Annotated in this window: 20 protein-coding genes; 6 read left to right on the top strand and 14 right to left on the bottom strand. The window is 73.1% G+C overall.

What is annotated here, in order from left to right; genetic code table 11:
• Positions 1–66 precede the first annotated feature (66 nt).
• From Plo01_RS14535 to Plo01_RS14525, 3 genes are all read right to left on the bottom strand, one after another.
• Entirely contained in the window at positions 67–2034 is a 1968-nt protein-coding gene (locus Plo01_RS14535) for a sensor histidine kinase (RefSeq protein ID WP_203891100.1), read from the bottom strand.
• A 412-nt stretch (positions 2035–2446) separates the two neighbouring features.
• On the bottom strand, positions 2447–4207 hold the full coding sequence (locus Plo01_RS14530) for an ABC transporter ATP-binding protein (protein ID WP_203891099.1): 1761 nt from the start codon (positions 4205–4207) through the stop codon (positions 2447–2449).
• 106 nt (positions 4208–4313) lie between these two features.
• Complete coding sequence (locus Plo01_RS14525; RefSeq protein WP_203891098.1) at positions 4314–4886, bottom strand: NADPH-dependent FMN reductase; 573 nt, start codon at positions 4884–4886, stop codon at positions 4314–4316.
• A gap of 244 nt (positions 4887–5130) precedes the next feature.
• On the opposite strand from Plo01_RS14525, the gene Plo01_RS14520 reads away from it, so the two are divergent.
• Positions 5131–6033, top strand: a complete 903-nt coding sequence (locus Plo01_RS14520; RefSeq protein ID WP_203891097.1) for a trypsin-like serine peptidase — start codon at positions 5131–5133, stop codon at positions 6031–6033.
• Between the two features lie 87 nt (positions 6034–6120).
• Here the strand turns inward: Plo01_RS14520 and Plo01_RS14515 are convergent, their stop codons facing one another.
• Complete coding sequence (locus Plo01_RS14515; RefSeq protein ID WP_203891096.1) at positions 6121–7758, bottom strand: ABC-F family ATP-binding cassette domain-containing protein; 1638 nt, start codon at positions 7756–7758, stop codon at positions 6121–6123.
• A gap of 286 nt (positions 7759–8044) precedes the next feature.
• Between Plo01_RS14515 and Plo01_RS14510 the strand changes: the two genes are divergently transcribed.
• Both Plo01_RS14510 and Plo01_RS14505 read left to right on the top strand, forming a co-directional pair.
• Positions 8045–8794: a hypothetical protein gene (locus Plo01_RS14510; protein WP_203891095.1), complete on the top strand. Its 750-nt coding sequence runs from the start codon at positions 8045–8047 to the stop codon at positions 8792–8794.
• Between the two features lie 159 nt (positions 8795–8953).
• On the top strand, positions 8954–10102 hold the full coding sequence (locus Plo01_RS14505) for an acyl-CoA dehydrogenase family protein (RefSeq protein WP_203891094.1): 1149 nt from the start codon (positions 8954–8956) through the stop codon (positions 10100–10102).
• 26 nt (positions 10103–10128) lie between these two features.
• On the opposite strand, the gene Plo01_RS14500 is transcribed toward Plo01_RS14505, so the two are convergent.
• Both Plo01_RS14500 and Plo01_RS14495 read right to left on the bottom strand, forming a co-directional pair.
• Positions 10129–10383 (bottom strand): hypothetical protein, encoded by a 255-nt coding sequence (locus Plo01_RS14500; protein ID WP_203891093.1) that lies wholly within the window; start codon positions 10381–10383, stop codon positions 10129–10131.
• 101 nt (positions 10384–10484) lie between these two features.
• On the bottom strand, positions 10485–10919 hold the full coding sequence (locus Plo01_RS14495; RefSeq protein ID WP_203891092.1) for a hypothetical protein: 435 nt from the start codon (positions 10917–10919) through the stop codon (positions 10485–10487).
• Between the two features lie 190 nt (positions 10920–11109).
• Between Plo01_RS14495 and Plo01_RS14490 the strand changes: the two genes are divergently transcribed.
• Entirely contained in the window at positions 11110–12423 is a 1314-nt protein-coding gene (locus Plo01_RS14490; RefSeq protein ID WP_203891091.1) for an NAD(P)/FAD-dependent oxidoreductase, read from the top strand.
• Between the two features lie 90 nt (positions 12424–12513).
• Here Plo01_RS14490 and mihF read toward each other — a convergent pair whose 3' ends face one another.
• The 3 genes from mihF to Plo01_RS14475 all read right to left on the bottom strand — a co-directional run bounded on the left by mihF (position 12514) and on the right by Plo01_RS14475 (position 15451).
• Positions 12514–12822, bottom strand: coding sequence for an integration host factor, actinobacterial type (gene mihF / locus Plo01_RS14485; protein WP_203891090.1), 309 nt, complete (start codon positions 12820–12822; stop codon positions 12514–12516).
• Between the two features lie 89 nt (positions 12823–12911).
• The gene (locus tag Plo01_RS14480) at positions 12912–14333 is read right to left on the bottom strand and encodes a DJ-1/PfpI family protein (protein WP_203891089.1); all 1422 of its coding nucleotides are present in this window, start codon (positions 14331–14333) and stop codon (positions 12912–12914) included.
• Positions 14334–14443: 110 nt separating this feature from the next.
• Entirely contained in the window at positions 14444–15451 is a 1008-nt protein-coding gene (locus Plo01_RS14475) for a GlxA family transcriptional regulator (RefSeq protein WP_203891088.1), read from the bottom strand.
• 170 nt (positions 15452–15621) lie between these two features.
• Here Plo01_RS14475 and Plo01_RS14470 point away from each other — a divergent pair, with 170 nt between their 5' ends.
• Positions 15622–16026, top strand: a complete 405-nt coding sequence (locus Plo01_RS14470) for a hypothetical protein (protein ID WP_203891087.1) — start codon at positions 15622–15624, stop codon at positions 16024–16026.
• A complete protein-coding gene (locus Plo01_RS14465) occupies positions 16023–17192 on the top strand; it encodes a zinc-dependent alcohol dehydrogenase (protein ID WP_203891086.1) in 1170 nt (389 codons plus the stop codon). The genes Plo01_RS14470 and Plo01_RS14465 overlap by 4 nt, the downstream gene beginning before the upstream one ends.
• Before the next feature lie 199 nt (positions 17193–17391).
• Here Plo01_RS14465 and Plo01_RS14460 read toward each other — a convergent pair whose 3' ends face one another.
• The 5 genes from Plo01_RS14460 to Plo01_RS14440 form a co-directional block, all read right to left on the bottom strand.
• Complete coding sequence (locus tag Plo01_RS14460) at positions 17392–17586, bottom strand: hypothetical protein (RefSeq protein ID WP_203891085.1); 195 nt, start codon at positions 17584–17586, stop codon at positions 17392–17394.
• A 60-nt stretch (positions 17587–17646) separates the two neighbouring features.
• Complete coding sequence (locus tag Plo01_RS14455; RefSeq protein WP_203891084.1) at positions 17647–18522, bottom strand: MBL fold metallo-hydrolase; 876 nt, start codon at positions 18520–18522, stop codon at positions 17647–17649.
• An 89-nt stretch (positions 18523–18611) separates the two neighbouring features.
• Entirely contained in the window at positions 18612–19874 is a 1263-nt protein-coding gene (locus Plo01_RS14450; RefSeq protein WP_203891083.1) for a hypothetical protein, read from the bottom strand.
• Positions 19875–20034: 160 nt separating this feature from the next.
• Complete coding sequence (locus tag Plo01_RS14445; protein ID WP_203891082.1) at positions 20035–21624, bottom strand: TROVE domain-containing protein; 1590 nt, start codon at positions 21622–21624, stop codon at positions 20035–20037.
• Positions 21625–22333: 709 nt separating this feature from the next.
• Positions 22334–23677 (bottom strand): BtrH N-terminal domain-containing protein, encoded by a 1344-nt coding sequence (locus Plo01_RS14440; RefSeq protein ID WP_203891081.1) that lies wholly within the window; start codon positions 23675–23677, stop codon positions 22334–22336.
• Positions 23678–23708 lie beyond the last annotated feature (31 nt).

The raw sequence follows: 23708 nt of genomic DNA, 5'->3' as shown, positions 1-23708 counted from the left end.
CACCCGATGCCCCGCTCACCCCGGCGCCCTGCTCACCCCGACGCCCTGCTCACCCCGGCGCCCTGCTCACCCCGGCGGCTTCCCTCCCCGCGGCCCCTCCCCCTGCGAGCTCTCTCCCCGCGAGCTCTCTCCCCTCGCGACCGGCACCTCGGCCACCACGCTGAAGCGGTCGCACTCCCGCTCCGCGGCCAGCTTCCCGCCGACGGCCGAGACCCGCGCCTCCAGGTTGGCCAGGCCGGTGCCCTCCCGGACGGCGGGAGCCGCCACGGCCCCGTCGTTGGTGACGCGGAGCCGTACGGGGCCGTCGGCCACACAGGTGACGACGACACGGCGGGCGGCGCTGTGCCGCAGCACGTTGGTCACGGCCTCGCGCAGGACCGGGGCCAGCACCGCCCCCGCACCGGCCGGTACGGCGCCGGAGGTCTCGACCCGCACCTCGATCCCGGCGGAGGCGAGGACCTGACGGGCCGCGGCGATCTCCTCCTCCAGCGACAGCTCCCGGTCACCGCGGGCCAGCGCTCCCAGGTCCCGCCCGGCGTTCCCGGCGATCCGCAGCGCCTCGGCGAGATGGGCGCGGGCCGCCGCGGGGTCGGTGGCGAGCAGCCTCCGGGCCAGGTCGCACTTGAGCGCCACCGCCGACAATCCGAACCCCATCAGGTCGTGGACGTCCTTGGCGACGCGCAGGCGCTCGGTCAGGACCGTCATCCGCACCACCCGCCCCCGGGCGTCGGCCAGGTCGATCAGGAGCCGGGTCAGCTGGGAGAGGACGGCGAAGGCGACGATCCACAGCCAGTTCGGCAGGAGCCGGTGGAGATGGTCGATCTCGTCCGTTCCGGCCCGCGGCCAGAACGCGCCGAGCGCCCCGGCCGCCGCGGCCAGCGACCAGGCTCCCGGACCGCTCAGCGTGATCAGGATCGACGCGCCGAGCAGGGCCGTCGCCGCCATCCAGTCCGGGCCGAAAAGGGGCAGGGGCGCGAGGGCCAGGAACGCCTGGAGCGGCAGCAGCCACCCGGCCCGGCGCGGACGGGCGATCATGACGATGTGGACCGCCGCGATCGCCACGAGAACGGTGAGGGCGACGATCCGGTGGTGGGGGATGTCGAGGATCGGCCAGATCACCAGGGCCGCCGTCGACATGCCGATGACGATCCATCCCGCCCGCGGGGCGTCGGCGTCCCCGTCCGGCGGGGACGCCACCGGTTCCCGGTAGCTGTCGGCCATCTCCCGCACCCGGGCGAGCGTCTCCCGCGCCAGCGCGGAGACCGTCTCCAGCCCGGCCTCCACCCCGGGGAGCGCCGCGGCCGGGATCGTCGCGGGAGCGTCGCAGACCCGCCGCCGGGCTCCCGGCGTCACGGGAACGCGGGAGGCCGTCCCGCGAGCCCTCGGGGCGGCGCGCATCCGCCGGGAGGTCCTGCCGAGGGTGGCGGTGATGGTGGCCAGGCTCGCGCCGAGCACCTCGTGCAGCCGGCTGGAGGAACGCAGGCGCTCCTGCACCAGCGCCAGGCGCGCCAGCTCGTCGCGGGTCTCGTGGAGCCGCCTGACCAGCCCCGCCAGGCGGGGGACGCCGTAGGCGAAGGCCGCGACGTTGAGGGTGGTCCACAGGGCCGCGAGCTCCTGCCCCGCCTCGGGCCACGACAGCGAGAACACCCGGGTGTGCAGCGCCGTCCCGGCGACGGTGACCAGGACGGACAGCGGCCACCGGAGCACGCCGCGGACGCCTCCTAGGACGGCGGCGACCAGGAACCCGTCCAGGACCACCCAGTTCCCCCGGAAGACGATCACCGGGGCCCAGCAGAGGAACCCCTGGGCGGCGACGGCCCGCCAGGACCGGCCCCGCAGGGCGACGAACACCTGCGCCGCGTACACGGCGGCGACCAGGAGCGCGGACATGACCGCCCCGCCGAACAACATGGGCTCCATCCGGAACAGGGCGACGAAGGCGCTGACCCCGCCGAGCAGGACGAAGAGCACCGGGGAGCACGCTCCCACCAGCGGTGGAAGCGCGCCGGCCCGTACGGCCCCGCTCACGGCCATCCCCCGGTATCACCGCCCCGTCATGCGGACAATATGCAGAACGCACTTTATGGGCATGCGCCGCGCACGGCCATCCGGCGCACCACGCACTACGGCCGCCCGCGTCCGGTGAGGAAGGATGGCTCTCCGATGGGAGGCCCCTCTCGGACCGGCCCACCTCCGGCCATGTCCGAAGAACCCCGTGCCCGGTGTCCTCCGCAGCTCGCCGGCGGGAGCCTCCCATCCGGTGGCCCGGCGCCACCGCCGCGCCGCCCGCGGTCCGGCCGACGGCCCGCACGCATCACGGGGGCGTGCGTCCGGCCACCGGACCGCGGGCGGCCGGACCCCTCCGGGGCGCCCTCCCCGGAAAAGGCCCGTCCGGAGAGCGGCGCGGGTCAGGCGAGCCGGACGCCCGCAGCCCGGCGGGTCGGGGTCAGGCGAGCTGGGCGCCCTGGAGTCCGGCGTAGACGCCGCGCAGCCGTACCAGCTCCTCGTGGGTGCCGATCTCCTCGATCCCGCCGTCCCGCATCACCACGATGCGGTCGGCGCCCCGGATGGTGGACAGGCGGTGGGCGACGACGAAGACCGTGCGCCCGGCGACCAGGCGGGCCAGCGCCTGCTGGATGAGCGCCTCGGACCGGGTGTCCAGCGCGGAGGTCGCCTCGTCCAGGATCAGCACGCGCGGGTCGCGGATCAGGGCGCGGGCGATGGCCAGGCGCTGCTTCTGCCCGCCCGACAGGCGGGCGCCCCGCTCCCCGACGACCGTGTCGAGCCCGTTCGGGAGCCGGTCGACGAACTCCATGGCGTTGGCGTCCTCCAGCGCCCGCCGTACCCGCTCCTCCGGGACGCCGGCCAGGCCGTAGGTGACGTTCTCCCTGATGCTGCCCTCGAAGAGGATGGACTCCTGCGGCACGACCGACAGGAACCGGCGGTAGGTGCGCAGGTCCAGGGTCTCCATGTCCCGACCGTCGAGCAGGATCCGCCCGGCGGTGGGCCGCAGGAAGCCGATGACGAGGTTGAGCACGGTCGACTTGCCCGCCCCGGAGGGCCCGACCAGGGCGATCGTCTCGCCGGGGGCCACCTTCAGGGTGAAGTCCCGCACGGCCGGGCCCCCGCCGTCCTCGCCGTAGCCGAATTCGACGTCGCGGAACTCCACCTCGCCCCGGACCGCGGCCACCTCGGTCTTGCCCGCGTTGTGCTCCAGGTCGGGGGCCTGGAGCACCTCGCCGACCGACCGCACGGACGCCAGTCCCTTGTTGATCACCGGGGTCAGGCTGAGCAGGGAGGTGACCGCCGAGGTGAGGATGGGGAAGAAGGTGCTCAGCATCACCACGTCCCCGACGTTGATCGGGATGACCTGGTAGTAGGCCACGAGCGCGGAGCCGGCCAGGACGGCGGCGCCGATGGTGTTGAGCAGGATCCAGGCCAGCGCGCCGAAGCTGCCGTTGAGCAGGTCGAGCCGGAGCCCCTTGCTCAGCACCCTGCTCAGGGTCCCGTCGACCCGGTGCAGCGCGTCGCGCTCCAGGCCGTGCGCCCGGGTGATGGGGATCAGCGTGGTCATCTCGCTGACCCGGGCGGACATCTTCTCCACCTCGCGGCGGAAGCTCTCGTTGTCCTCGCGCATGCGGGTGCGGAGCCTGATGACCAGGTACGCGGCGGCGGGCACGACCACCAGGAAGACCGGGATCGCGAGCGGCACCCGGAAGGCGACCATCACCAGGCCGCCGGCCAGCGTCGTCAGCGCGGACAGCCCCATGTCGCCGGTCTGCTGGGTGGTCTGCTCGATGTTCTCGACGTCGCGGATGACCTTGGTCTGGAGCACGGCGGCGCTGACCCGCGAGTGGTAGCCGATGGACAGGTGCTGCATGCGGCGGCAGAGCGCCGTGCGCAGGCCCGTGCCCACCCGCCGGATGGCGCCGTGCAGGCAGCGCACGTAGAGGAGGTGGAGGGGGTAGTTCAGCAGGAGCAGGGCCAGCAGCGCCCCCGCGTTGACCCACAGGCCGGTGATGCTTCCGCGGCCCTCCACGACGTCGATGATGTTGGCGGTGACGAACGGCAGCACCCAGATGGGGCTGTGCTTGACCAGGAAGGCGAAGACCGCGGCAAGGAGTTTGCGCCGTTCTCCGGCGAAGAGGTAGATGAGCGTGCGGATGGGGTGCTCGCCCCGGTAGCGATGATCGAGAGCGCCGACCACAAATCCCCCAAATCAGGATAGAACTCTGCCCTATCCTCTCCTGTGGGATATTTCACCCGTATTTCGGCCGCCGCCCGGCTCTCCGGCGCCCCGGACCCGGCCGCCCTCAGATGTCGTACGGCCGGGCCGCCCGAGCCTCCCGCAGTGCGGTCCCCCACCAGATGAGCTGGTCCAGCAGCACCTTGGCCGCCCCGTTGACCCCGGCCGGATCGACCGGCTCCCCCTCCTCGTCGAACTGGCCCTCCACCCGGTGGAAGCTCACGGTGTCGCGGAGGGTGACCACGTGCAACTCGGCGAAGACGAGCCGGAGCTGCTCCACGGCCCGCAGGCCGCCGGACTGGCCGCCGTACGAGACGAACCCGGCGGGCTTGGCCGCCCACTCCCCGCGGACCGCGTCGACGGCCAGCTTGAGCGCGGCCGGATAGGCGTGGTTGTACTCGGGCGTGATCACCACGAACCCGTCGGCGGCGCCGATCCGCGCGGCGAGCTCCCGCGTGGCCGCGTCGGTCTCGGCGGGCGGGCGCCGGGGGTGGAGCGGCGGCAGCGCGATCCGGTTGAGGTCGATGACGTCCACGTTCAGGTCCGCCCGGAGCCCGGCCCGCCCGAGGAACCACCGGCTCACGTTCGCCCCCGAGCGGCCCTCGGGACTGGTGGCGGTGATGACGGCGATGTCGAGCATGGCGTTACTCCTGGCTGCGCGGCGTGTCGCACGCCAGTCTGCAACCTCGACCACGCTTGAGGTCAACTCCCCTTCCGCCCCGGCCCGCGGCATGGACCCGCCTCCGCGCGCCCGTCGCGATCCGCCCGGCCGGACGGTCTCGGTACGGCATCCGCTCGGTAGATCTTTCTCTGGGCGATATAAGCATCTATAGGCGTTTTATAGATTTATGTCCGCTTTAAGGACCCTTGACCCTAGGACGCCCATGCTCGCCCTCGTGCTCTCCCTCGCCCTCGTCAGCCCCGAGCCCGTCAGCCACGCCGTGCCGCAGAACACCGCGGCGAGCGACGTCTCCGGCTACTGGACCAGTGACCGGATGGGCTCGGCCCGCCCGGTCGCCCCCCGCAAGGGCAGCCCCCTCCGCGCCATCCGCGCGACCGGCGCGCCCACCGCGCTGGCCAGGACCGTCACACCGCTGTCGATCAGGGGGACGAAGCAGCCGCGCAGCGTCGGCAAGGTCTTCTTCACCATGGGCGGCCGGGACTACTCGTGCTCGGCGAGCGTCGTGAACTCCCGGGGCCGCAACCTGCTGGCCACCGCCGCGCACTGCGTGTACGACGCCAAGCGGTGGGCCAAGAACTGGATCTTCATCCCCGGCTACTCCTACAGCCGCGGCAAGCACCTCAGGCCGTACGGCGTCTGGACCATGACCAAGGCGGTCATCGAGCCCGAGTGGGCCAGGTCCTACGACCCCGACTACGACTACGCGTTCGTGACCGTCGGCAAGTACCGCGGCAGGAACGTCGCGAACGTGGTCGGCGCCCAGGGCATCCGGTGGAACCAGCCCGCCAAGGTCAGCGTGCTGATCTACGGCTACCCCGCCGAGTACCCGTGGAACGGCTCGCGCGTGGTGGGCTGCTCGCGGACCACCGAGCTCGACACCGTGCCCGCCGCCCGCGTCGCGCGGCACAGGTTCGCCCGCTGCACGCTCAACGGCGGTTCGAGCGGCGGCCCGTGGATCCGGAACTACTCCTCGGCCACCGGGACCGGCTACCTCGTCGGCGTGCAGAGCATGAAGTGGATGAACTCCAGCGGTGTCACGACCTGGAACTCCTCGCCCTACCTCGGCGACCGGGCCTACAAGCTCTACCTGAAGCTGGGCCGCTGACCCGTCCCGTCCGACGCCGGGCCGCTCCATCCGACGCCGGGCGGCCGGTCCGCAACTCCGTCCGCCTCCCCGCGCCGGAGCGGCGCCTCAGAGCTCGGTGACCTTCCCGTCCTCGACGTGGAGGCGGCGGGCGGTGTGGACGGCCTCCAGCATCCGGCGGTCGTGGGTGACCAGCAGGAGCGTGCCCGGGTAGGAGGCCAGCGCCGACTCCAGCTGCTCGATGGCGGGCAGGTCCAGGTGGTTGGTCGGCTCGTCCAGGACGAGCAGGTTCACGCCCCGGGCCTGGAGCAGCGCGAGCGCGGCCCGGGTGCGCTCGCCCGGCGAGAGGGTCCCGGCGGGGCGGAGCACGTGGGCCGCGCGCAGGCCGAACTTGGCCAGGAGCGTACGGACGTCCGCCGGGACCATGCCGCCCGCGGCGGAGGCGAAGGCCTCCAGCAGCGGCTCCTCGCCGAGGAAGAGCCCGCGCGCCTGGTCCACCTCGCCGACGACCACTCCGGGACCGAGGGAGGCCTGTCCCCCGTCCAGCGGGAGGCGGCCCAGGAGGGCGGCCAGCAGCGTGCTCTTGCCCGAGCCGTTGGCCCCGGTGATCGCCACCCGCTCGGCCCAGCCGACCTGGAGGTCCACCGGGCCGAGGGTGAACGCGCCGCGCCGCACGACCGCCTCGCGCAGCGTCGCCACGACCGCCCCGGCCCGGGGCGCCACGGCGATCTCCATGCGCAGCTCCCACTCCTTGCGGGGCTCCTCGACCACCTCCATGCGCTCGATCAGCTTCTCCGTCTGACGGGCCTTGGCGGCCTGCTTCTCGGTCGCCTCGACGCGGAAGTTGCGGCCGATCTTGTCCCCGTCGGTGGCCTTGCGCCGGGCGTTCTTGACGCCCTTCTCCATCCAGTTGCGCTGCTTCAGCGCGCGGGCCTTGAGGTCGGCGACGGTGTCGGCGTACTCCTCGTACTCCTCGCGGGCGTGCCGCCGGGCGACCTCGCGCTCGGCGAGGTAGGACTCGTAGCCGCCGCCGTAGGCGCGGATCCGCTGCTGGGCCAGGTCGAGTTCGACGATCCGGTTGGCCGTCCTGGCCAGGAACTCGCGGTCGTGGCTGACCAGGACCGTCCCGGCGCGCAGGCCGGAGACGAAGCGTTCGAGCCGCTCCAGGCCGTCCAGGTCGAGGTCGTTGGTGGGCTCGTCGAGCAGGAAGACGTCGTAGCGGCTGAGCAGCAGCGAGGCCATGCCCGCGCGGGCGGCCTGGCCGCCCGACAGGGCCGTCATCGGCCGGTCGAGGCTCACCTCCAGGCCGAGGTCGGCGACGACCTCGGCGGCCCGGTCCTCCAGGTCCGCGCCGCCCAGGGCCAGCCACCGCTCCAGGGCCGCCGCGTAGTCGTCGTCGGCTCCGGGGCGGCCCTCGACCAGCCCTTCGGTGGCGGCGTCCAGCGCGCGCTGCGCGCCGGCCACCCCGGTCCGCCGGGCCAGGAAGGCGGCGACCGTCTCGTCGGCCCGGCGTTCGCGCTCCTGCGGAAGGTAGCCGACCGTGGCCGAGGGCGGGCTGAGCCGTACGGCGCCGTGCTCCGGAGGGAGCAGCCCGGCGAGGATCCGCATCAGGGTGGACTTGCCCGCCCCGTTCACGCCGACCAGGCCGACGACGTCCCCCGGGGCGACGACCAGGTCGAGCCCGGAGAACAGGGCGCGGTCGCCGTGTCCGGCGGCCAGGTCCTTGGCGACGATGGTGGCGCTCATGAGGGAACGCTACCGGCCCCGGGCGAGGACACCGAACGGTTTCCCAGGCGACACGCAAGCCATATTCCCGACAAATCGGACAGTCTGCGGATTTTTTCTGCCGTATCCACAACCAGACAAAATGCCCGAACGACCTGCGGTCCAGCGGCACAATCGTGATCAAAAAGAGACTTGACGCCTCATTTACCTAGCCTTTACCCCACCCGTCCCTCGCCGCCCGCGCGTTAACCCCCTGGAAGCGATCACCCCGAGCGTCGCTTCCGAAGCAACGGGGAAAGGAACGACCTTGTTCAAGAGAATCGCCGCAGGCGCCCTGGCCACGGCCGCGGGTGCCTCTCTGGTCCTGACCGCCGGAGCCGGTACGGCTTCCGCCGCTCAGGCCGAGCTCAGTGTGAACATCACCGAAGTGAGCCCGAACCCCGTCGTGGTACGGGGCAACCGGGACGCGAGGGTCGCCATCGAGATCCGCACCACCGAGGCGGAGCGCGTCGAGCTCCACCTCCGGCCGGACACCGACGCCCCTCACACCCTCGTGGCGAAGGAGGCGAAGCTCGTCCGCGACGGCGAGCTGTGGCGCTTCGTCACCAGCTTCGACAAGTCCGACTACCGCGGCCGCTGGATCGCGGTCGCCGACGCCTACGGCAAGGACGGCAAGAAGCTGACCGACACGGCCGGCTTCACCGTCAAGTACGTCCACGGCTGGAGGAAGGCCGACACCCGTCTGGTCGACTTCAACGCCGGGCCGGAGCCGCTCCGCAAGGGCAACACGGTCTACTTCGCCGGCCGTCTGCAGGCCCGCGACCACTGGAAGTGGCGCGGGGTGCGGCACGAGGAAGTGGACATCTACTTCCAGGCCGACGGCTCCAGCGCCTGGAAGTACGTGACCTCGGCCGACACCCGGTGGGACGGCAAGTTCAAGGCCACCTCCCGCGCGGTCCGGAGCGGTGAGTTCCGCGCCGTCTTCGACGGCGACCGCAGGCTCGACGACAGCGTCAGCCGCCCGGACTGGGTCAAGGTCAAGCGCTGGCACCGATGACCGGCTCGCGGTGACCGTTCCCGGCAGGTGACCGGTCACCGCTCCCGGCAGGCGCACGATACGGCTCCGGCCCCGCTCGGCGGGGCCGGAGCCGCTTGCTTTCCTCTCCCCCGGGCAGTGGGGCGGGCACATGACGCACACGAGAGAGGCGAGGCGACGATGCTCGGCGACTTCTACGACTACTTCGACCTGCTCGACCAGGAGGAGCGGGAGACCGTGCTGCGGGTGCGGGAGTTCATGACCGAGCACGTCGCGCCGGTGGCCGACGAGATGTGGACGAACGCCCGGTTCCCGCACCACCTGATCCCGGAGCTGGCCAAGCTGGACGTCGCGGGCCTGCCGTACCGCGGGGCCAGGAGCCTGCTGACCGGGTTCGTGGTGCTGGAGATGAACCGGGTCGACCCGTCGATGGGGACGTTCTTCGGCGTGCACAACGGGCTGGCGATGGGGAGCATCGACCGGCTGGGGTCGCAGGAGCAGCGGGAGCGGTGGCTGCCGCCCATGGCCGCCATGGAGAAGATCGGCGCCTTCGCCCTGACCGAGCCCGAGGGCGGCTCCGACGTGGCCGCGGGGTTGCGGACGACGGCCCGGCGTGCGGGCGACACCTGGGTGCTCAACGGCGCCAAGCGGTGGATCGGCAACGCGACCTTCGCCGACCTGATCGTGGTCTGGGCCAAGGACGAGGCCGACGGGCAGGTCAAGGGCTTCGTGGTGGAGAAGGGCACCCCCGGCCTCACCGCCGTGAAGATCGAGAACAAGATCGCGCTGCGGACGGTGCAGAATGCCGACATCACCCTGACCAACTGCCTGGTCCCGGAGGCGAACCGGTTGCAGGGGGCCGGCAGCTTCCGCGACACCGCCGCCATCCTCCGCAAGACCCGGGGCGGGGTCGCCTGGCAGGCGGTGGGCTGCATGATGGGCGCCTACGAGACGGCGCTGGCCTACGCCAAGGAGCGCGAGCAGTTCGGCCGGCCGATCGCGGGCTTCCAGCTGGTGCAGGACCTGCTGGTGCGCATGCTGGGCAACGTCACCTGCTCACTCGGCATGGTGGTGCGGCTGGCGCAGCTCCAGGACGCGGACGTCTACCGGGACGAGCACTCGGCCATGGCCAAGGCCTTCTGCACGGTCCGGATGCGCGAGGCCGTGGGCTGGGGCCGCGAGATCATGGGCGGAAACGGGATCGTCCTCGACTACGGCATGGGCCGGTTCGTGGCGGACTCGGAGGCGATCTACTCCTACGAGGGCACGCGCGAGATCAACAGCTTGATCGTCGGCCGTGCGATCACCGGGGTCGGCGCCTTCGTCTGAGGGCCCGCGCGACCGGAGGCGCACGGTCAGGATGAGGGACCCATGTCCGGCTCCGGGGCCTGGGTCCCCTCTCCACCGGCCTCCTCCCCGCCGTCGCCTTCCGGCGGGGAGGGCTCGACCGGATCCGCCGGGAGGGGCCGCTCGGGGAAGTCGGTGTCGGCTCCCGACCGCGCCGCCACCGTCCGGCTCTCGCCCAGGTCCGCGTCCGGGACGGCGGGCGGCGGGTCACCGCCTTCCCGCTGCGGGGAACCGGTCTCGGCGGTGTCACGTTCGTCGTTCATACCGCCCCCTCTCCCCCGAAAGGGGGCACGTCATGCCCGCGCACCGGCCGGGACGCGGCCCGTGCCCGCGGACCGGCCGGGCACGGCCCCGCAGCCGGAACTCAGTCGGGTACGGCCTCGTGACCGGGGCGGCCGCGCGTGCGGCGGCGTTCCTTCATCCCGGCCTCGTGGAGATGGCGGCGACCGCCCGCCAGCGCGTTCCTGGCCCGCTCCTCCAGATGGCGGAAGCAGCGGTAGTAGCCGTCGTCGTAGTCCTCCACGATCTGGAAGGTCCAGCGGCCTTCGATCACGTTGCGCCCGATCAGCTCGGCGGAGACCGCGTCGGCGTACTCGTCGTGCCCGGCGGCGCGCAGCAGTTCCACCGCCTCGTCGAGCATCAGGTCGGCGTGACCGGTGAGCTGATGGAAGGTGTACAGGTGCCCCCGGGCGCGCTCGGTCGTCTCCAGGGCCTCCGACAACTTGCCCAGCGCCTCGACGGTGGCGTCGTCGAGCCCTTCCGGCCTGCGGTGCTGCGGGTCAGGACGATCCTCGTTCATGACGCCGCGTTACCCGGCACGACGTGCGCTAGTCCTCACTCCGGCGGCCCCTCACTCCGGCGGCCCCGAACTCCGCGGGCTCCGCGCGTTTGCCCACCCCCTGCCGGGTCAGGAAAAGCCATGAACCACGGCCGGCGCCCCGCAGAAGCCGCGGGCGCACGCCGGCCGCTCTGTCGACGGGGGTGGGGTCATGCCTGACAACGTGATCGTCATCGGTGCGGGCCTCGCCGGACTGGCCTGCGCCCTGAGGCTGCGCGCGGCGGGAGTCGCCGTCCGTGTGCTGGAGTCCTCCGACGGGGTCGGCGGCCGGATGCGGACCGACGTGGTGGAGGGTTTCCGCCTCGACCGCGGGTTCCAGGTCTTCAACACCGCCTATCCGGAGTGCCGCCGCGTGTTCGACCTCGGGGCCCTGGACATCCGGGCGTTCAGCTCCGGGCTGCTGGTCTTCCACGGCGGCCGCAAGGAGCGGGTGATGCTCCCCTGGCGGCATCCCCGGCACGCCCTCAGCGGCGCCCTCGCGGACGTGGGCTCCATCCGCGACAAGGCGGCCCTCGCCGCACTGACCGCGCGCGACATCGCCCTGCCGGCCTCCGTGCTCAAAGGCGGCTCCGAGCGCACCACGGCCGAGGAGCTCCGGAGCTGGGGCATCTCCCCCCGGATGATCGAAGTCCTGCTCCGCCCGTTCCTCTCCGGCGTGGTGCTGGAACGGGAGCTGGAGACCTCCAGCAGGATCTTCCACCTGTTCTGGCGCTCGTTCGCGCTGGGCACGATCGGCCTGCCCGCGCTGGGCATGGGGCGGGCCCCGGCCCAGCTCGCCGGCCGTCTCCCCGAGCGGGCGATCTCACTGGAGACCCCGGTCGAGGCCGTGACCGAGGAGGGCGTCGTCCTCGCCGGGGGCGAGGAGATCCGCGCCGACGCGGTGGTCGTGGCCACCGATCCCGGGACGGCGGCCCGCCTGCTCCCCGGGCTGGAGGCGCCCGCGATGCGCGCCGTCACGACCTTCTACCACGCCGCGCCCGAGTCTCCCCTGGGGGAGCCCACCCAGGTCCTGGACTCCGAAGGGGTGATCACCGACACGCTCGTCCTCACCGACGCGGCCCCCGGCTACTCCCCGGACGGCCGGGCGCTGATCGCCACCTCGGTCCTGGGCGTCGCCTCCGACACCGACGAACCACGGGTGCGCGCCCGCCTGGAAGAGATCTACGGCACCACGGCCTCGTGGGAGCACATCGCCACGTATCCGATCGAGAGCGCGCTGCCCGCGATGCCGCCGCCGATGCCGCTGCGGCGCCCGGTCCGGCTCGCTCCGGGCCGGTACGTCTGCGGGGACCACCGCGACACCGGGTCCATCCAGGGCGCGCTCGTCTCCGGGCGTCGCGCCGCGCGGGCCGTGCTCAAGGAGCTCGCGGAGCTCGCGAAGGTCGTCAAGCCCGTGGAGCGCGCGAAAACCGCGGAGCTCGCGGAGCCCGCGGAGCGCTCGGAGCCCGGGCGCCGGGCGAGGTGACCGGGGCAGCAGGACCGGCCGCCCGGACGCCGGGCGGGTGGCCGGCCACGCCGCGGAGCCGGCCGGACGCCGGACCCGATCGGCCGCGGTCTACCGCGACGTGGCCTCGATCAGCTTGCGGCGCTGCTGGGCGCCCAGGCCGCCGATGCGCCGGGCCTCGTCCACGTCGGCCTTGGCCATCAGCTGCGCGGCCTTCACGTTGCCCACGCCGGGCAGTGCGCGCAGCGCCTGGGACACCTTGATGCGCTTGGCGATGTCGTCGTCCCGGTCGAGCAGTTCTTTGAAGGAGACGGCGCCGGACCTGACGTCGGCCAGCAGCTTGGCGCGGGCGGCCCGCGTCTCTGCGGCCTTGGCGAGGGCGGCCTGGCGCTGTTCGGGGGTAAGAGTGGGGAGAGCCATGGTTTACTCCTTCATCTGTTGCGCGTGACCATCCTGCTACCCACAACGACCAGGGTAATCACGCGTGCTTCCGGAGCAAGCGAAAATGGTCAAGCTCGCCGTGCGGCGCCACGCCGCAGGAAACGGCGCGCGAAGCGCCGCGGAAGGCGGCGCGCGGCCCGCGAGGGGAGGGCCGCGGCGCCGGCGGCGACCGCGAGGGCCAGCACGAGCAGCGCGGTCGGGCGCCAGGGCCAGGCGGGGCCGGTGAAGGTCAGGTGGGCCGCGGGATATTCGGTGAACTTGGCCGTGGCCAGGGCGGTCGCCCGGTCGGCGCGGGCGGCCAGGTCGCGCAGGACCGGGTCGAACGCCGACTCCCCCGCCCCGCGGTCCCGGTGCGGCAGCTCGACGGGCAGGCCCCGTCCGGCCGCCCAGGCGACCAGCTCCGGACCGGCCTCGTCCTCGTGCCGGGCGCCCGGCACGACCAGCCGGTCCACGGGGGCGGTCGCCGCCCCGGCGGGTTCGGCCACGAGGATCATCCCGTGCCGGGTCCTGACCGTGCGCCCGGCGGCGACGGGGATCGCGCGGGCGGCGAACGAGGTGCCCGAGTAGACCTCGAAGACCGCGGCGGCGTCGATCTCGCCGACGCCCTCGGCCAGTCCGACGCCGAGGGACGGGCGCCCCCACGGGAAGGCCGCGTTGAGCCCGTACGGCAGGTCGGCCGGGGCCAGGCCGTTGACCGGGATCTCCGTCGAGCCGTCCGCCGACCAGCCCGGGTAGGCCAGGTCGCGGCCGATCCGCCCGGCCTCCCCCGCCCCGGCCAGCTGCTCGACCAGCCGCAGCGCCCCGGCCATGCCCGAGGTCACCCCGGCGGTCGTGGTGATCGGGCCCGACTGCACGTAGCGCCGGCCGCGCACCCACTCCACCCGCGGGTAGGCGCTCTGAAGCGAGCCGATCCGGTCCCAGAACGAGGTCGCGGTGCGGCCGTCCAGCACGCCGGTCGCGGCCAGCAGGTCGGAGCCCGCGCACACCCCGAGGATCCGGGCCCCCCGCCCGGCCTGCCGGCTGATCCACGTCCGCAGCGGCGCCTCCCGCCCTCCCCGGGGCTCGACCACCGCGGGCACCACGACCACGTCCGGCGCCGGCGCCGTGCCCGCCTCCACCTCGCCGAAGGTGTGGTCGGGCAGTACGCGCAGGCCCCCGGAGAGGGCCACCGGCTCCCGGCGTTCGGAGACGGTGTAGACGGCGAACCGTTCGGACCGGGCGAACACCTCGTACGGCGGGAGCACGTCTCCGACCACCGAGCCGGTCGTGCCGAGCACCACCGCGACGACCGTGCGCCCGGCCGGGACCGGAGCCGGCGCGGGCCATCCCCGCGGGGGCGCCGCTCCCGGCGCGGCCGGGAAGCTCTCGCGCATCGTCGCCGCCACCCCGGCCAGGCCCGTCCCGGCCAGGACGGCGGCGGCCAGCGCGAGGCCGGACACGACGCGCAGCAGCGTGCGGGCACGGCGGGGGAACGCTCGGGAAGCTGACACGATGACTCCTGGATGCGGGAAGGACACGGCGGACGCCGCCCGGCGGGACGATCCCGTCCTCCGGGCGCGGCCCCGTGAGGCGGCGGGATCGGACGGAGCGGAACCGCCGGTCAGCGGCCGGCGGGACGGGCGGAGCCGGGGCGGGCGGGATCGGGACGGCGCCGGGATTCCGAGGGCGGCATGCCGTACCGGGTGGTGAACAGGCGCCGGAAGTGGCGCGGGTCGCGGAACCCGCACCGGGCCGAGATCGTCTCGACGGTCAGGCCGGTCTCGGCGAGCAGCGTCGCCGCGAGCTCCAGCCTGAGCCGCTGCCGGTACTCCAGCGGGGTGATCCCGATCGTGGCGGTGAACGCCCGGCTCAGACCGCGCGGCGACAGGTGCGCGACGGCGGCGAGTTCGGCGAGGGTGTGCGGGGCGCCGAGGTTCTGCGCCAGGTGGTCCTGGACCCGGTGGACGGCCGCGTTGAGGTGCGCCCGGTACTGCAGGAAGGCGCTGATCTGCTCGTCCGTCCCGGATCTGCGCAGGTAGACCACGAGCTGGCGGGCGACGGCGGCGGCCAGCGCCGGACCGTGGTCGCGCTCGATGAGCGACAGCGCCAGGTCCACGCCGGTGGCGATCCCGGCGCTGGTGCTCACCGGCCCGTCGTGGACGTACAGCACCGCGTCCTGCACCCGGGCGGCGGGGTAGCGGTGGCGCATCGCGTCGATCAGCGACCAGTGGGTGGTGCACCGGCGGCCGTCCAGCAGCCCGGCCTCGCCGAGCGCGGCCGCCCCGCTGCAGACCGAGGCGATCCGGGCCCCGTCCCGGCAGGCGGCGCGCAACCACTCCACCACCGTCGCGGAGACCAGGAGCTCTCCCGGCGCGGGCTCGTGCAGCCGGTGGCCCGGCACCAGCGCGAGGTCCCCCGGCCCGAGCTCTCCCAGCGGTCCCAGCCCGGCGAAGCGCAGTCCCTGCGCCGACACCACCTCCGGGGTGTCGGCGGCGTACTCCACCCGGTACGGCGCCCCCAGGTGGGCCGCCGCGTCGAACGCCTGAACCGGACCGGCCAGATCGAGCAGGTTCACCTCCGGCAGCACCAGTACGACCACCCGCCCGGTACCGCTCCGCGCCTCGTTCACGACCTCCACGCTAGAACCCGGAGCGCGGACGTGTTCAGGGTCGCACCGGACCGGCACCGGACGGATCAGGTCAGCCGCTCCGGGAAGGGCGGCGGTCCGGGCGCGAACGACGGTTTGCCCCGGGGGACAGGGGGCATGGCGGGATGCCTGACCGACCTGAGGAGGTACGCATGGTCGCGAAGCGGAGCCTCGGTCTGGCCGCGCTGGCGGCGGGAGGGGCGATAGCCGTCGGATACCGCAGGCGCAAGGCGGTACGGCCCGGACCCGCCGAGTGGTTCGCCGTCACCGTCGACTGCGGCCCGGAAGAGCTGAGCGGCGCGAACCGCCCCGACGCCCTGGGGAGGCTGACCGAGCACCACGAGGTGCGGATCACGCCGGCGCCCGGCGGGCGGGGCACCGAGATCGCCGTACACGCCGCGGACGGGAAGGTCCGCGAGGAGGTCCGGGCGCTGAAGCAGTTCCTGGAGACCGGCGAGGTCCTGCGCGTCGAGGGTCAGCCGGAGGGGCACCGGACCGTGCTGGGACGCGCCGCCGTCCCGGTGTCCCGGCAGCTGATGAGGAGGGGGGTGCGATGAAGGCGCTGTGCTGGACCGGAGTCAACGAGGTCGCGGTGGAGGAGGTCCCCGACCCCCGGATCCTCAACCGCCAGGACGTGATCGTCCGCGTCACCGCCAGCTCGACCTGCGGGTCCGACCTGCACCTGCTGGACGGATACGTGCCCACCATGATGGCCGGGGACGTCATCGGGCACGAGTTCCTCGGCGAAGTGGTCGAGACGGGCCCGGACGTCCGCGACCGCCGGGTCGGCGAGCGGGTGGTCGTGTGCTCGATCATCGGCTGCGGGCGCTGCCGCAACTGCCGCGCGGAGATGTGGTCGCTGTGCGACAACAGCAACCCCGACCCGGGGTTCCTGGAGACCCTCAACGGGCACGCGACGGCGGGCATCTTCGGCTACTCCCACGCCATGGGCGGCTTCGCCGGCAGCCACGCCGAGTACGTCCGCGTGCCGTACGGCGACGTGAACGCCTTCCCGGTGCCCGAGGGGGTGGCCGACGCCAACGCGGTGTTCGCCTCCGACGCCGTGCCCACGGGATGGATGGGCGCGGACATCGCCGGGATCCGGCCCGGCGACGTGGTGGCCGTGTGGGGCTGCGGCGGAGTCGGGCAGATGGCGGCGCGCGCCGCCTTCCTGCTGGGCGCCGAACGGGTGATCGCGATCGACCGTCTCCCCGAGCGGCTGGAGATGACGGCCCGCCACACGGGCGCCGAGACGCTGGACTACGAGGAGGTCGACGTCCTCGACGCGCTCAAGGAGATGACCGGCGGCCGGGGTCCCGACGTGTGCGTCGAGGCCGTCGGGATGGAGGGGCACGGCACCGGCGCGCAGTACGCCTACGACCGGGTCAAGCAGGCGGTGCGCCTGCAGACCGACCGGGGGCTCCCGTTGCGCCAGGCCATCCACGCCTGCCGCAAGGGCGGCACCGTCTCGGTGCTGGGCGTGTACCTGGGGTTCGTCGACAAGTTCCCCATGGGCGCGGTGATGAACAAGGGCCTCACCCTGCGCAGCGGCCAGCAGCACGGCCAGCGCTACATCCCCATGCTCCTGGAGCGCATGGCCGCGGGGGAGGTGGACGCCAGTCACCTGCTGACCCACCCGATGGCGCTGGAGGACGCCCCGCGCGGCTACGAGATGTTCAAGAACAAGGAGGACGGCTGCGTCCGCGCGGTCTTCACTCCCTGACCCGTCCGGAACTTCCCGGGCGGCCCGTCCGGAACTTCCCGGGCGGCCCGTCCGGAACTTCCCGGGCGGCCCGTCCGGGACCCCCGCGGTCCCGCGGTCGCGGCTCCCTGAATCCTGAGCCGTCCGGGTCGCGGGGCCGCCCCCCTCCCGGGGCCCGTCCCCCGGTCCGGGGAGGGGCGGCGCCGGGATCCCGCCCCGGTCACCCCTCCTGGTCGGGCATCCCCGAACGCCCGGCGGCCTTGCGGTCGTCGGGGACGTCGGCGGGGGGGCCGGCCGGGTCCTGCCCGTCGGCGACGTCGCTCCCCGCCGAGTCCTCACGATCGTCCGGGACCTGGGCCGGCGGCTCGTACGGCACGGCGGGGTCGGGCGTGTTCTCCGGATCCGTCTCGGTCATCTGATGTTCTCCTCTCCCGTCTGGCTTCTCCTGCCGGCTCTCACCGGATCAGCGCCCCGGTCAACGGCCGGGCTCCGAGGCCCCGAAGACGCTCCGTCCCGCCCCGACCGTGGCCCAGTCTCCCGGCTGCCTCGGCCGTACGGGCAGGTGGACGGTCTGGCCCCGGGCGACGTAGCGCACCCGGTCGGCCATCCGGACCCGGGCGACCTCCTCCCGGAAGTCGTCGAGCGAGGAGGTGAACGCCTCGTAGTCGTCGTAGTGGACCGGGATGACGGTCCGGGGGTCGATCAGGTAGAGCCAGTCGGCGCCCTGCCTGCCGTCCATGGTCACCGTCGTGCCGAGGACCTTGGTCCCGCCCAGGTGCAGGATGGCGGCGTCGATGTCGGGATACCGGCGCGGGATCGCGTCCAGCTCCCGGTTCATCAGGGTGTCGCCGCTGATGTGCAGGCGGAACTCCACCCGCCCGTTGCGGGCGAACTCCAGCATGCTGCCCATGACGGGCGGCAGCAGCGCCCGCAGCGCACCCGGCGCGTGGCATCCCGGCAGCGAGGTGATCGTCAGCGTGCGGTCGCCCCGGCGCAGCTCGTGCTGCTGCCAGGTGTTCAGCCCCTGCGCCTGGCCGAATCCCTGGCGGCGGAGCCGGCCGGCGGCCTGGGTCGTGGTGACGACGGGCACGTCCTTGTCCAGGCCGCGGCGGGCCACCCGGTCCCAGTGGTCGCCGTGCATATGGGAGAGCACCACCGCGTCCAGCGGCGGCAGCTCCCCGATCTCGATCGCCGGATCGGTGCGCCGCCGGGAGCTCAGCCCGTAGCCCAGGTAGGCCCGCTGGCCTCGGTGGAGGAAATTCGGATCGGTCAACAGGGTGAACCCGCCGTAGCGGATCAGCGTGGTCGCGTTCCCGATGAAGAAAACGCTCGCGGTCTCAGGCTCAGTCATGGCCCCCTCCAATCTCCGGGAGTCCCCTACCTACCCCTGACACCGTTGATCACCCCGCCGACCTGGCGGAAATGCGACGATCACCCGTCTCAGGCGGAGGCGGAGCCGGTGCCCGTCCCGTTGGCCGCCATCGCCGGTTCGGGCACCTCGATCGCCGGGAAGGTCCCGGTGTCGACGATGCCGTGCTCGCGCGCGGCCTCGATCAGGGCGTGGGCGCGCGGCTCCAGCTTCCACAGGGCACGGCACTTGCGGGCGATGGCCAGCGGCATGCCGGTCTCGTGGGCGATGTCGGTCGCGCGGGGGACGAACTTGCGCTCGATCTGCTTGTCCCAGTACTCCCGGGCCGCCCGCATCAGGAGCGCCCGCTGCGCCGGGTCGGAGACCTGCGCGGCGGCGTCCTCGCCCGCCGGCCCGGCCTCCTCGTCGTCGTCGTCGAGGACCCCCACGACGGGCGGCGGGGCGGGGAGCGCCGGCGACGGGACCTCGGACTCGGGCGCCCACGGGACGGGCGGGCGCAGGTCGATCAGGGCGGAGGTGTTGTAGAGCGCCCCGATCTGCGCCAGCAGCGCCTCCTGGCGGGCCGGGTCGGCCGCCAGGCCGGTGTGCTCCACCGCCCGGTCCATCTCCCGGTCCAGCTTGGCCAGCGCCGCGCGCATCTTCCGCTCGGGCGCCCCGGCCTCGCGGAGTTGCCGGGCCTTCTTGGCGGCCAGCGCGACCCGGGTCAGCCTCCGGTGCGCGTCCACCTCGCTCGCCGTACGGTCGCTGACCTCGGCCAGCCCGATGCGGACCAGCATGCGCTCGGGGGTGAGCCGCCAGTGGATCCGTCCGCGCCCGGTGATGCGGTGCCGCTCGATCGCCATGCCGCGCTCCCAGAGCCACGCGGCCACCAGCGGGGCGGCCAGGCGGAACACGGCCTCGGCGGGACTGCGGGCGTCCATGCTGGACAGCACCGCGGTCAGGCCGGTGAGCGCCCACACCGCGATGCCGTCGATGCCCGCCGAGAAGTTCTCCCGCATGTTGCGCCGGGCCCGGACCGCGCTGGTGATCACGGCGACCTCGATGAACGCGAAGAGCAGCAGCCGCAGCGGCCCGTCGAACCCGAGGACGTCGCTGGAGAAGCGCCACATGCCCTGGGCGGACACGCCGGTGGCGATGCTGGCGGCGACGATCGTGAGGATGTCCTCCACCGGACGGGGCGCGACGTAGCGGTGGAAGAGCCGGGTCGCCACGCGAGCGACGGCACGGACGACGAAATAGCCCAAGACCAGGGCGATCAGGGCGACCACACAGATGACGGCGGTCCCGATCGGCTTTTCGGTCACATAAGCGGCGATCTCATCGATAAGGGGCATGAGTTTTGGTCCGTCAGCTCGATGTCCTACGGGATATCAGGAGGATCATTCCAGAACGAGAATGTTCTGTTCGCCAAACGGACGCCGACGCTTGTTACAGGAGGGATACGAGTGCATACCCCCGGTGCCGCGGGGGAGCCTCCGCTCCCCCGCGGCACCGTCAGAACGGCCAGCCCGCTCCCGTGCCCGTCTCCAGCAGCGGGATCATCCGGAACGTCGCGTCGGAGAAGCCGCCGAACTCGTGACGGTTCCCCGAGCCGGTCGGCATCGCCGCGTGCCGGTATCCCTGCAGGTTGAAGCCGTACATGGGGACGTGCGCCGGGGCCGCGCCGGTGACGCCGCCGCCGTAGTGGCCGCCCATGGTCTGCATGTCGGACAGGATGACGACCCGGTCGTGCCCGGCGTAGGTACGGCGGACCGAGTCGGCGATCTGCGTGCCGTGCCCGACCTCGCCGATCCGCGCGCAGAACCGCTCCACCTCCTTCAGCACGGACGCGCCGCGGCCGATCCGGTGCCGGAACACGCCGTCGGCGAATCCGTACAGGTCGACCTGCTCACCGCGGGCGGTGAGCGCCACGCCGAACAGCGCGGCGGCCTGGACCGGCGTGACCGTGCTGCGCGCGGAGATCCCGCCCGAGCTCATGGACGCCGAGGTGTCCACCAGGACGAGGGTCCGGCCGCCGAACGACGGCACGTTCCCCGTCGCCAGGGCCAGCGCCTTGTCCAGCGCGTGCCCCCAGCGCTGCGACGGCGCGTTCCGGTACGCGGAGTAGAACCGGAACGGCAGCTGCCGCGAGCGGGCGACCTCGCCCGGGTCGGCGAGCTTGGCGGCGACCCGCGCGGCGACCTCGTCGGAGACGCCCGCCGCGTCGAAGTTCCGCAGGTTCCTCAGCAGCGCCATGTAGCCCATCGACGGGATGACCGCCTCCCAGGCCCGGGCGTCCATCGGCCCCTGGAGCCATCCGGCCAGCGCCTCCCAGGTCATGCCCGCGGCGGCCAGCCGGCCGGAGTCGGCCAGCACGGCGCGGCGCTCCTCCACCGGCAGGGCCGTCAGCTCCGCGCGGGCGCGCAGCGTCGTCAGCGCGCCGGGGATCGGCTTGTCCCGGTCGTGCCTGCGGTCCAGGGCGTGCGCGAACAGCTCACCCTGCCACGGCTTGTCCGCGGCCGGAGCGGGGTGCACGAGGTCGATCACGTCGCCGAAGCGGAAGCCCCGGGTGTCGGCGTCGTACTTGAGCAGGCTTCGCTCGCCGTACAGCCGGCGGACGGCGTCGGCGACGCCGCGCTTGACCGGCTTGGGCACCGCGCGGCCGTAGCGGGCCATCCAGTAGGCGAGGGCCTCGCCCGGCTCGTCGGCACGCTGCAGGACGCCGTCGACCAGCTGCCGGTTGAGACCGTGCTCCCCGGCGGCCAGCCGTGCCCGGACTGACTCCAGGGCGGCGACGATCGGCGCGGTGCGCATGTTCGCCGTACCGCGCAGCCACGGCAGGAACCGGGACATCCACGCGCCGTCCTCGACCGCGACCCGGTGCACGAGGGAGCGGAACCGCTCGTCGCGGTCGCCCGCCTTCTCGTAGAAAGTGTCCTCGCCGACCATGTTCGCCACCGCGAGGAGGAAGAGCTCGCTCTTGGCGTCCCGCGCGTATCCGGGGGCGCCCTCGTGGGTGCGGCCGGACGGCGTGCGCCCGGTGGTGATGGGGCTGGAGACGGCGGAGCGGGCGCTCCCCTTTGCGGACGAGTTGAACTTGGACATGGACGCGAGCTCCTTTCTACGATTTTCTTGGCTTTTCCGGGGGATTTTCCGGGACGGGCCGGAGGGAACCCGCGCCCATCGGAAAACGCGCCCGAGATCGAGGCGACGAAGGCACACAGGTGCTCTGCCGATTGAGCTACGGGGCCGCGGAGGCCCCGGCCGGACTCGAACCGGCAACCACCCCATTAACAGTGGAAGTATCCCTCGCCTGCGCACCGGGCGCGTTCTGAAAAGCGGTGTCCCTCCCGAGATCGGGGTGACGGCGGTTTCGCCCACCGTTGGGCTACGCCCCGAAGGTCGAGGTGTAAGGGATCGAACCTTGAAGTAACCGCCGCCGTCGCACCGGGAGGTGCGTATGAAGTTGAGGCTTCCCCGAGATCGGAGTCGGTGACGGAATCCACGTGACCTGGGCCGCTAGTCGACACCAGCCGAGGCTGGCGGCGGGATTCGAACCCGCGTCTCGCTCTTGAGAGGAGAAGAAGTAACCGTCGCCTGCGCACCGGGGAAGAAGTATTCGTTTTCGATTGGTCTGTTCGTGTGGTCGTCTTCATGCGCCGCAGAGTTCGAGATCGAGCCCGGCGTGGTTTTCTTTGCCGAAAAGAAGTAGCCGGTCTCTTCGCACCTGCGACGTTTTCAACGGTAGCGACGATCACCCGGAATCACATCTGATTATTCGCGGGCGGTTCAGATGAACGGATCGGGCGGCGGGTCAGACGGCCCGCAACGCCGCCACCGCCTCCTCCTCGATCCGCACGGCCCGCGCCGCCAGCCCGGCCAGCTCGGCCAGGAGGCCGGTCCGGTCGTCCTCGCCCGGAGAGCCCTCGTAGGCGCCCGTCGCGGCGATCTCCCGCAACCGCCCGGCCGCCGCGGCCCCCTCGGTGAGCAGCAGCTCCGCCTTCTCCGCCGCCAGCTCCCGGTATCGGGGGAAGGGCTCGACGGCCCGCGTCGCGATCCGCGACCACAGCTCGCCCGCCTCGCGGTAGAGATCGGCCGCCCGGGCGCACGCCGTACCGCCCGCACCGCCGAGTAGTGTCCCGGCCTCCTGAAGGAAGGCGGCGTACAGCGGACGGGTCGCGCCGGGCGCGGTGTACTCGGCTTCCAGGCACTCGTGCAGCCGGGTCATCGCGATGAAGAACGCCTCGGGATCGGCGAACCGCCGCGCCCAGCCGGTCCTCCCCTCGGCATCCCCGAGCTGCCCGGCGAACCGGTTCATGCCCGACAGGCCGAAGTTGACGTCGAAGGAGGTGCCCAGCACCGGACCGGTGAGCCGGGCGACGGTCCCGGCGATCGCCTCCCGCACGGCCGCCGCCAGGTCGGCGCCCGCCGGGCCAGCACCCGCCGGACCGGTGACCGCCCGACCGGCCCTCGGCGGGCCGGTGACCGCCGGACCGGCGATCGAGATCAGGTGGTGCCGGGACTTCTTCAGCGCCGACCACGCGGTCATGAACTCCGCGAGCGGCAGCCGCTCCGGCTCGGATCTGGCGTCGAGCACGAGGACGTCGTCGCCGTCGGCGCCGACGACCGCGACCTCCAGCGGGTCCGGGAAGGGGAAACCCGGCCGCCAGGGCAGCGCGAACCGGCTGACCCGGCAGACCGCCGCCCGTCCCGCCGCCAGGGTCTCGCGCAGGGCGCGCTCGGCGACGCGGGCGGAGCCGGTCCGGCTCACCTCGTGGGGGATCCCGGCGCGGGCGAGCGTCACGGGGATCACGGGTTCGGGGTGGGCCTGGGCGACGATCGTCACCATGGGGTGGTGGCCCCGGTACTCGAAGACGGCGTACATGAACCCGATGCCGCCGCCGAGTCCGGCGAGCATCGCCTCGCTGTGCGAGGGCAGCAGGCGGTGCAGGAGCCCCGCGTCGTGGTGCCCGCTGCGCCCCGCGTGTTCGTCGTGCCCGTTCTGCGTGCTCTGCCCGCTCTCCGGATGCCGTCCGGAAACGGCGTCGGGGACGGCCTCGCGGGCGGCGAGGACGTGGCGCAGCGCGGTGGTGTAGGACTCGCCGGTCCTGGCCATCCGCTCGCGGACGCGGCGCTTGAGGTGCTTGTGGTCGGTCATGGCCTGCTCCTGGGGCGGCGGCGCACGCGCA

This window comes from Planobispora longispora, from assembly GCF_016863135.1.
Classification (GTDB): domain Bacteria; phylum Actinomycetota; class Actinomycetes; order Streptosporangiales; family Streptosporangiaceae; genus Planobispora; species Planobispora longispora.
This window is presented reverse-complemented; position numbering and strand designations above follow the sequence as displayed.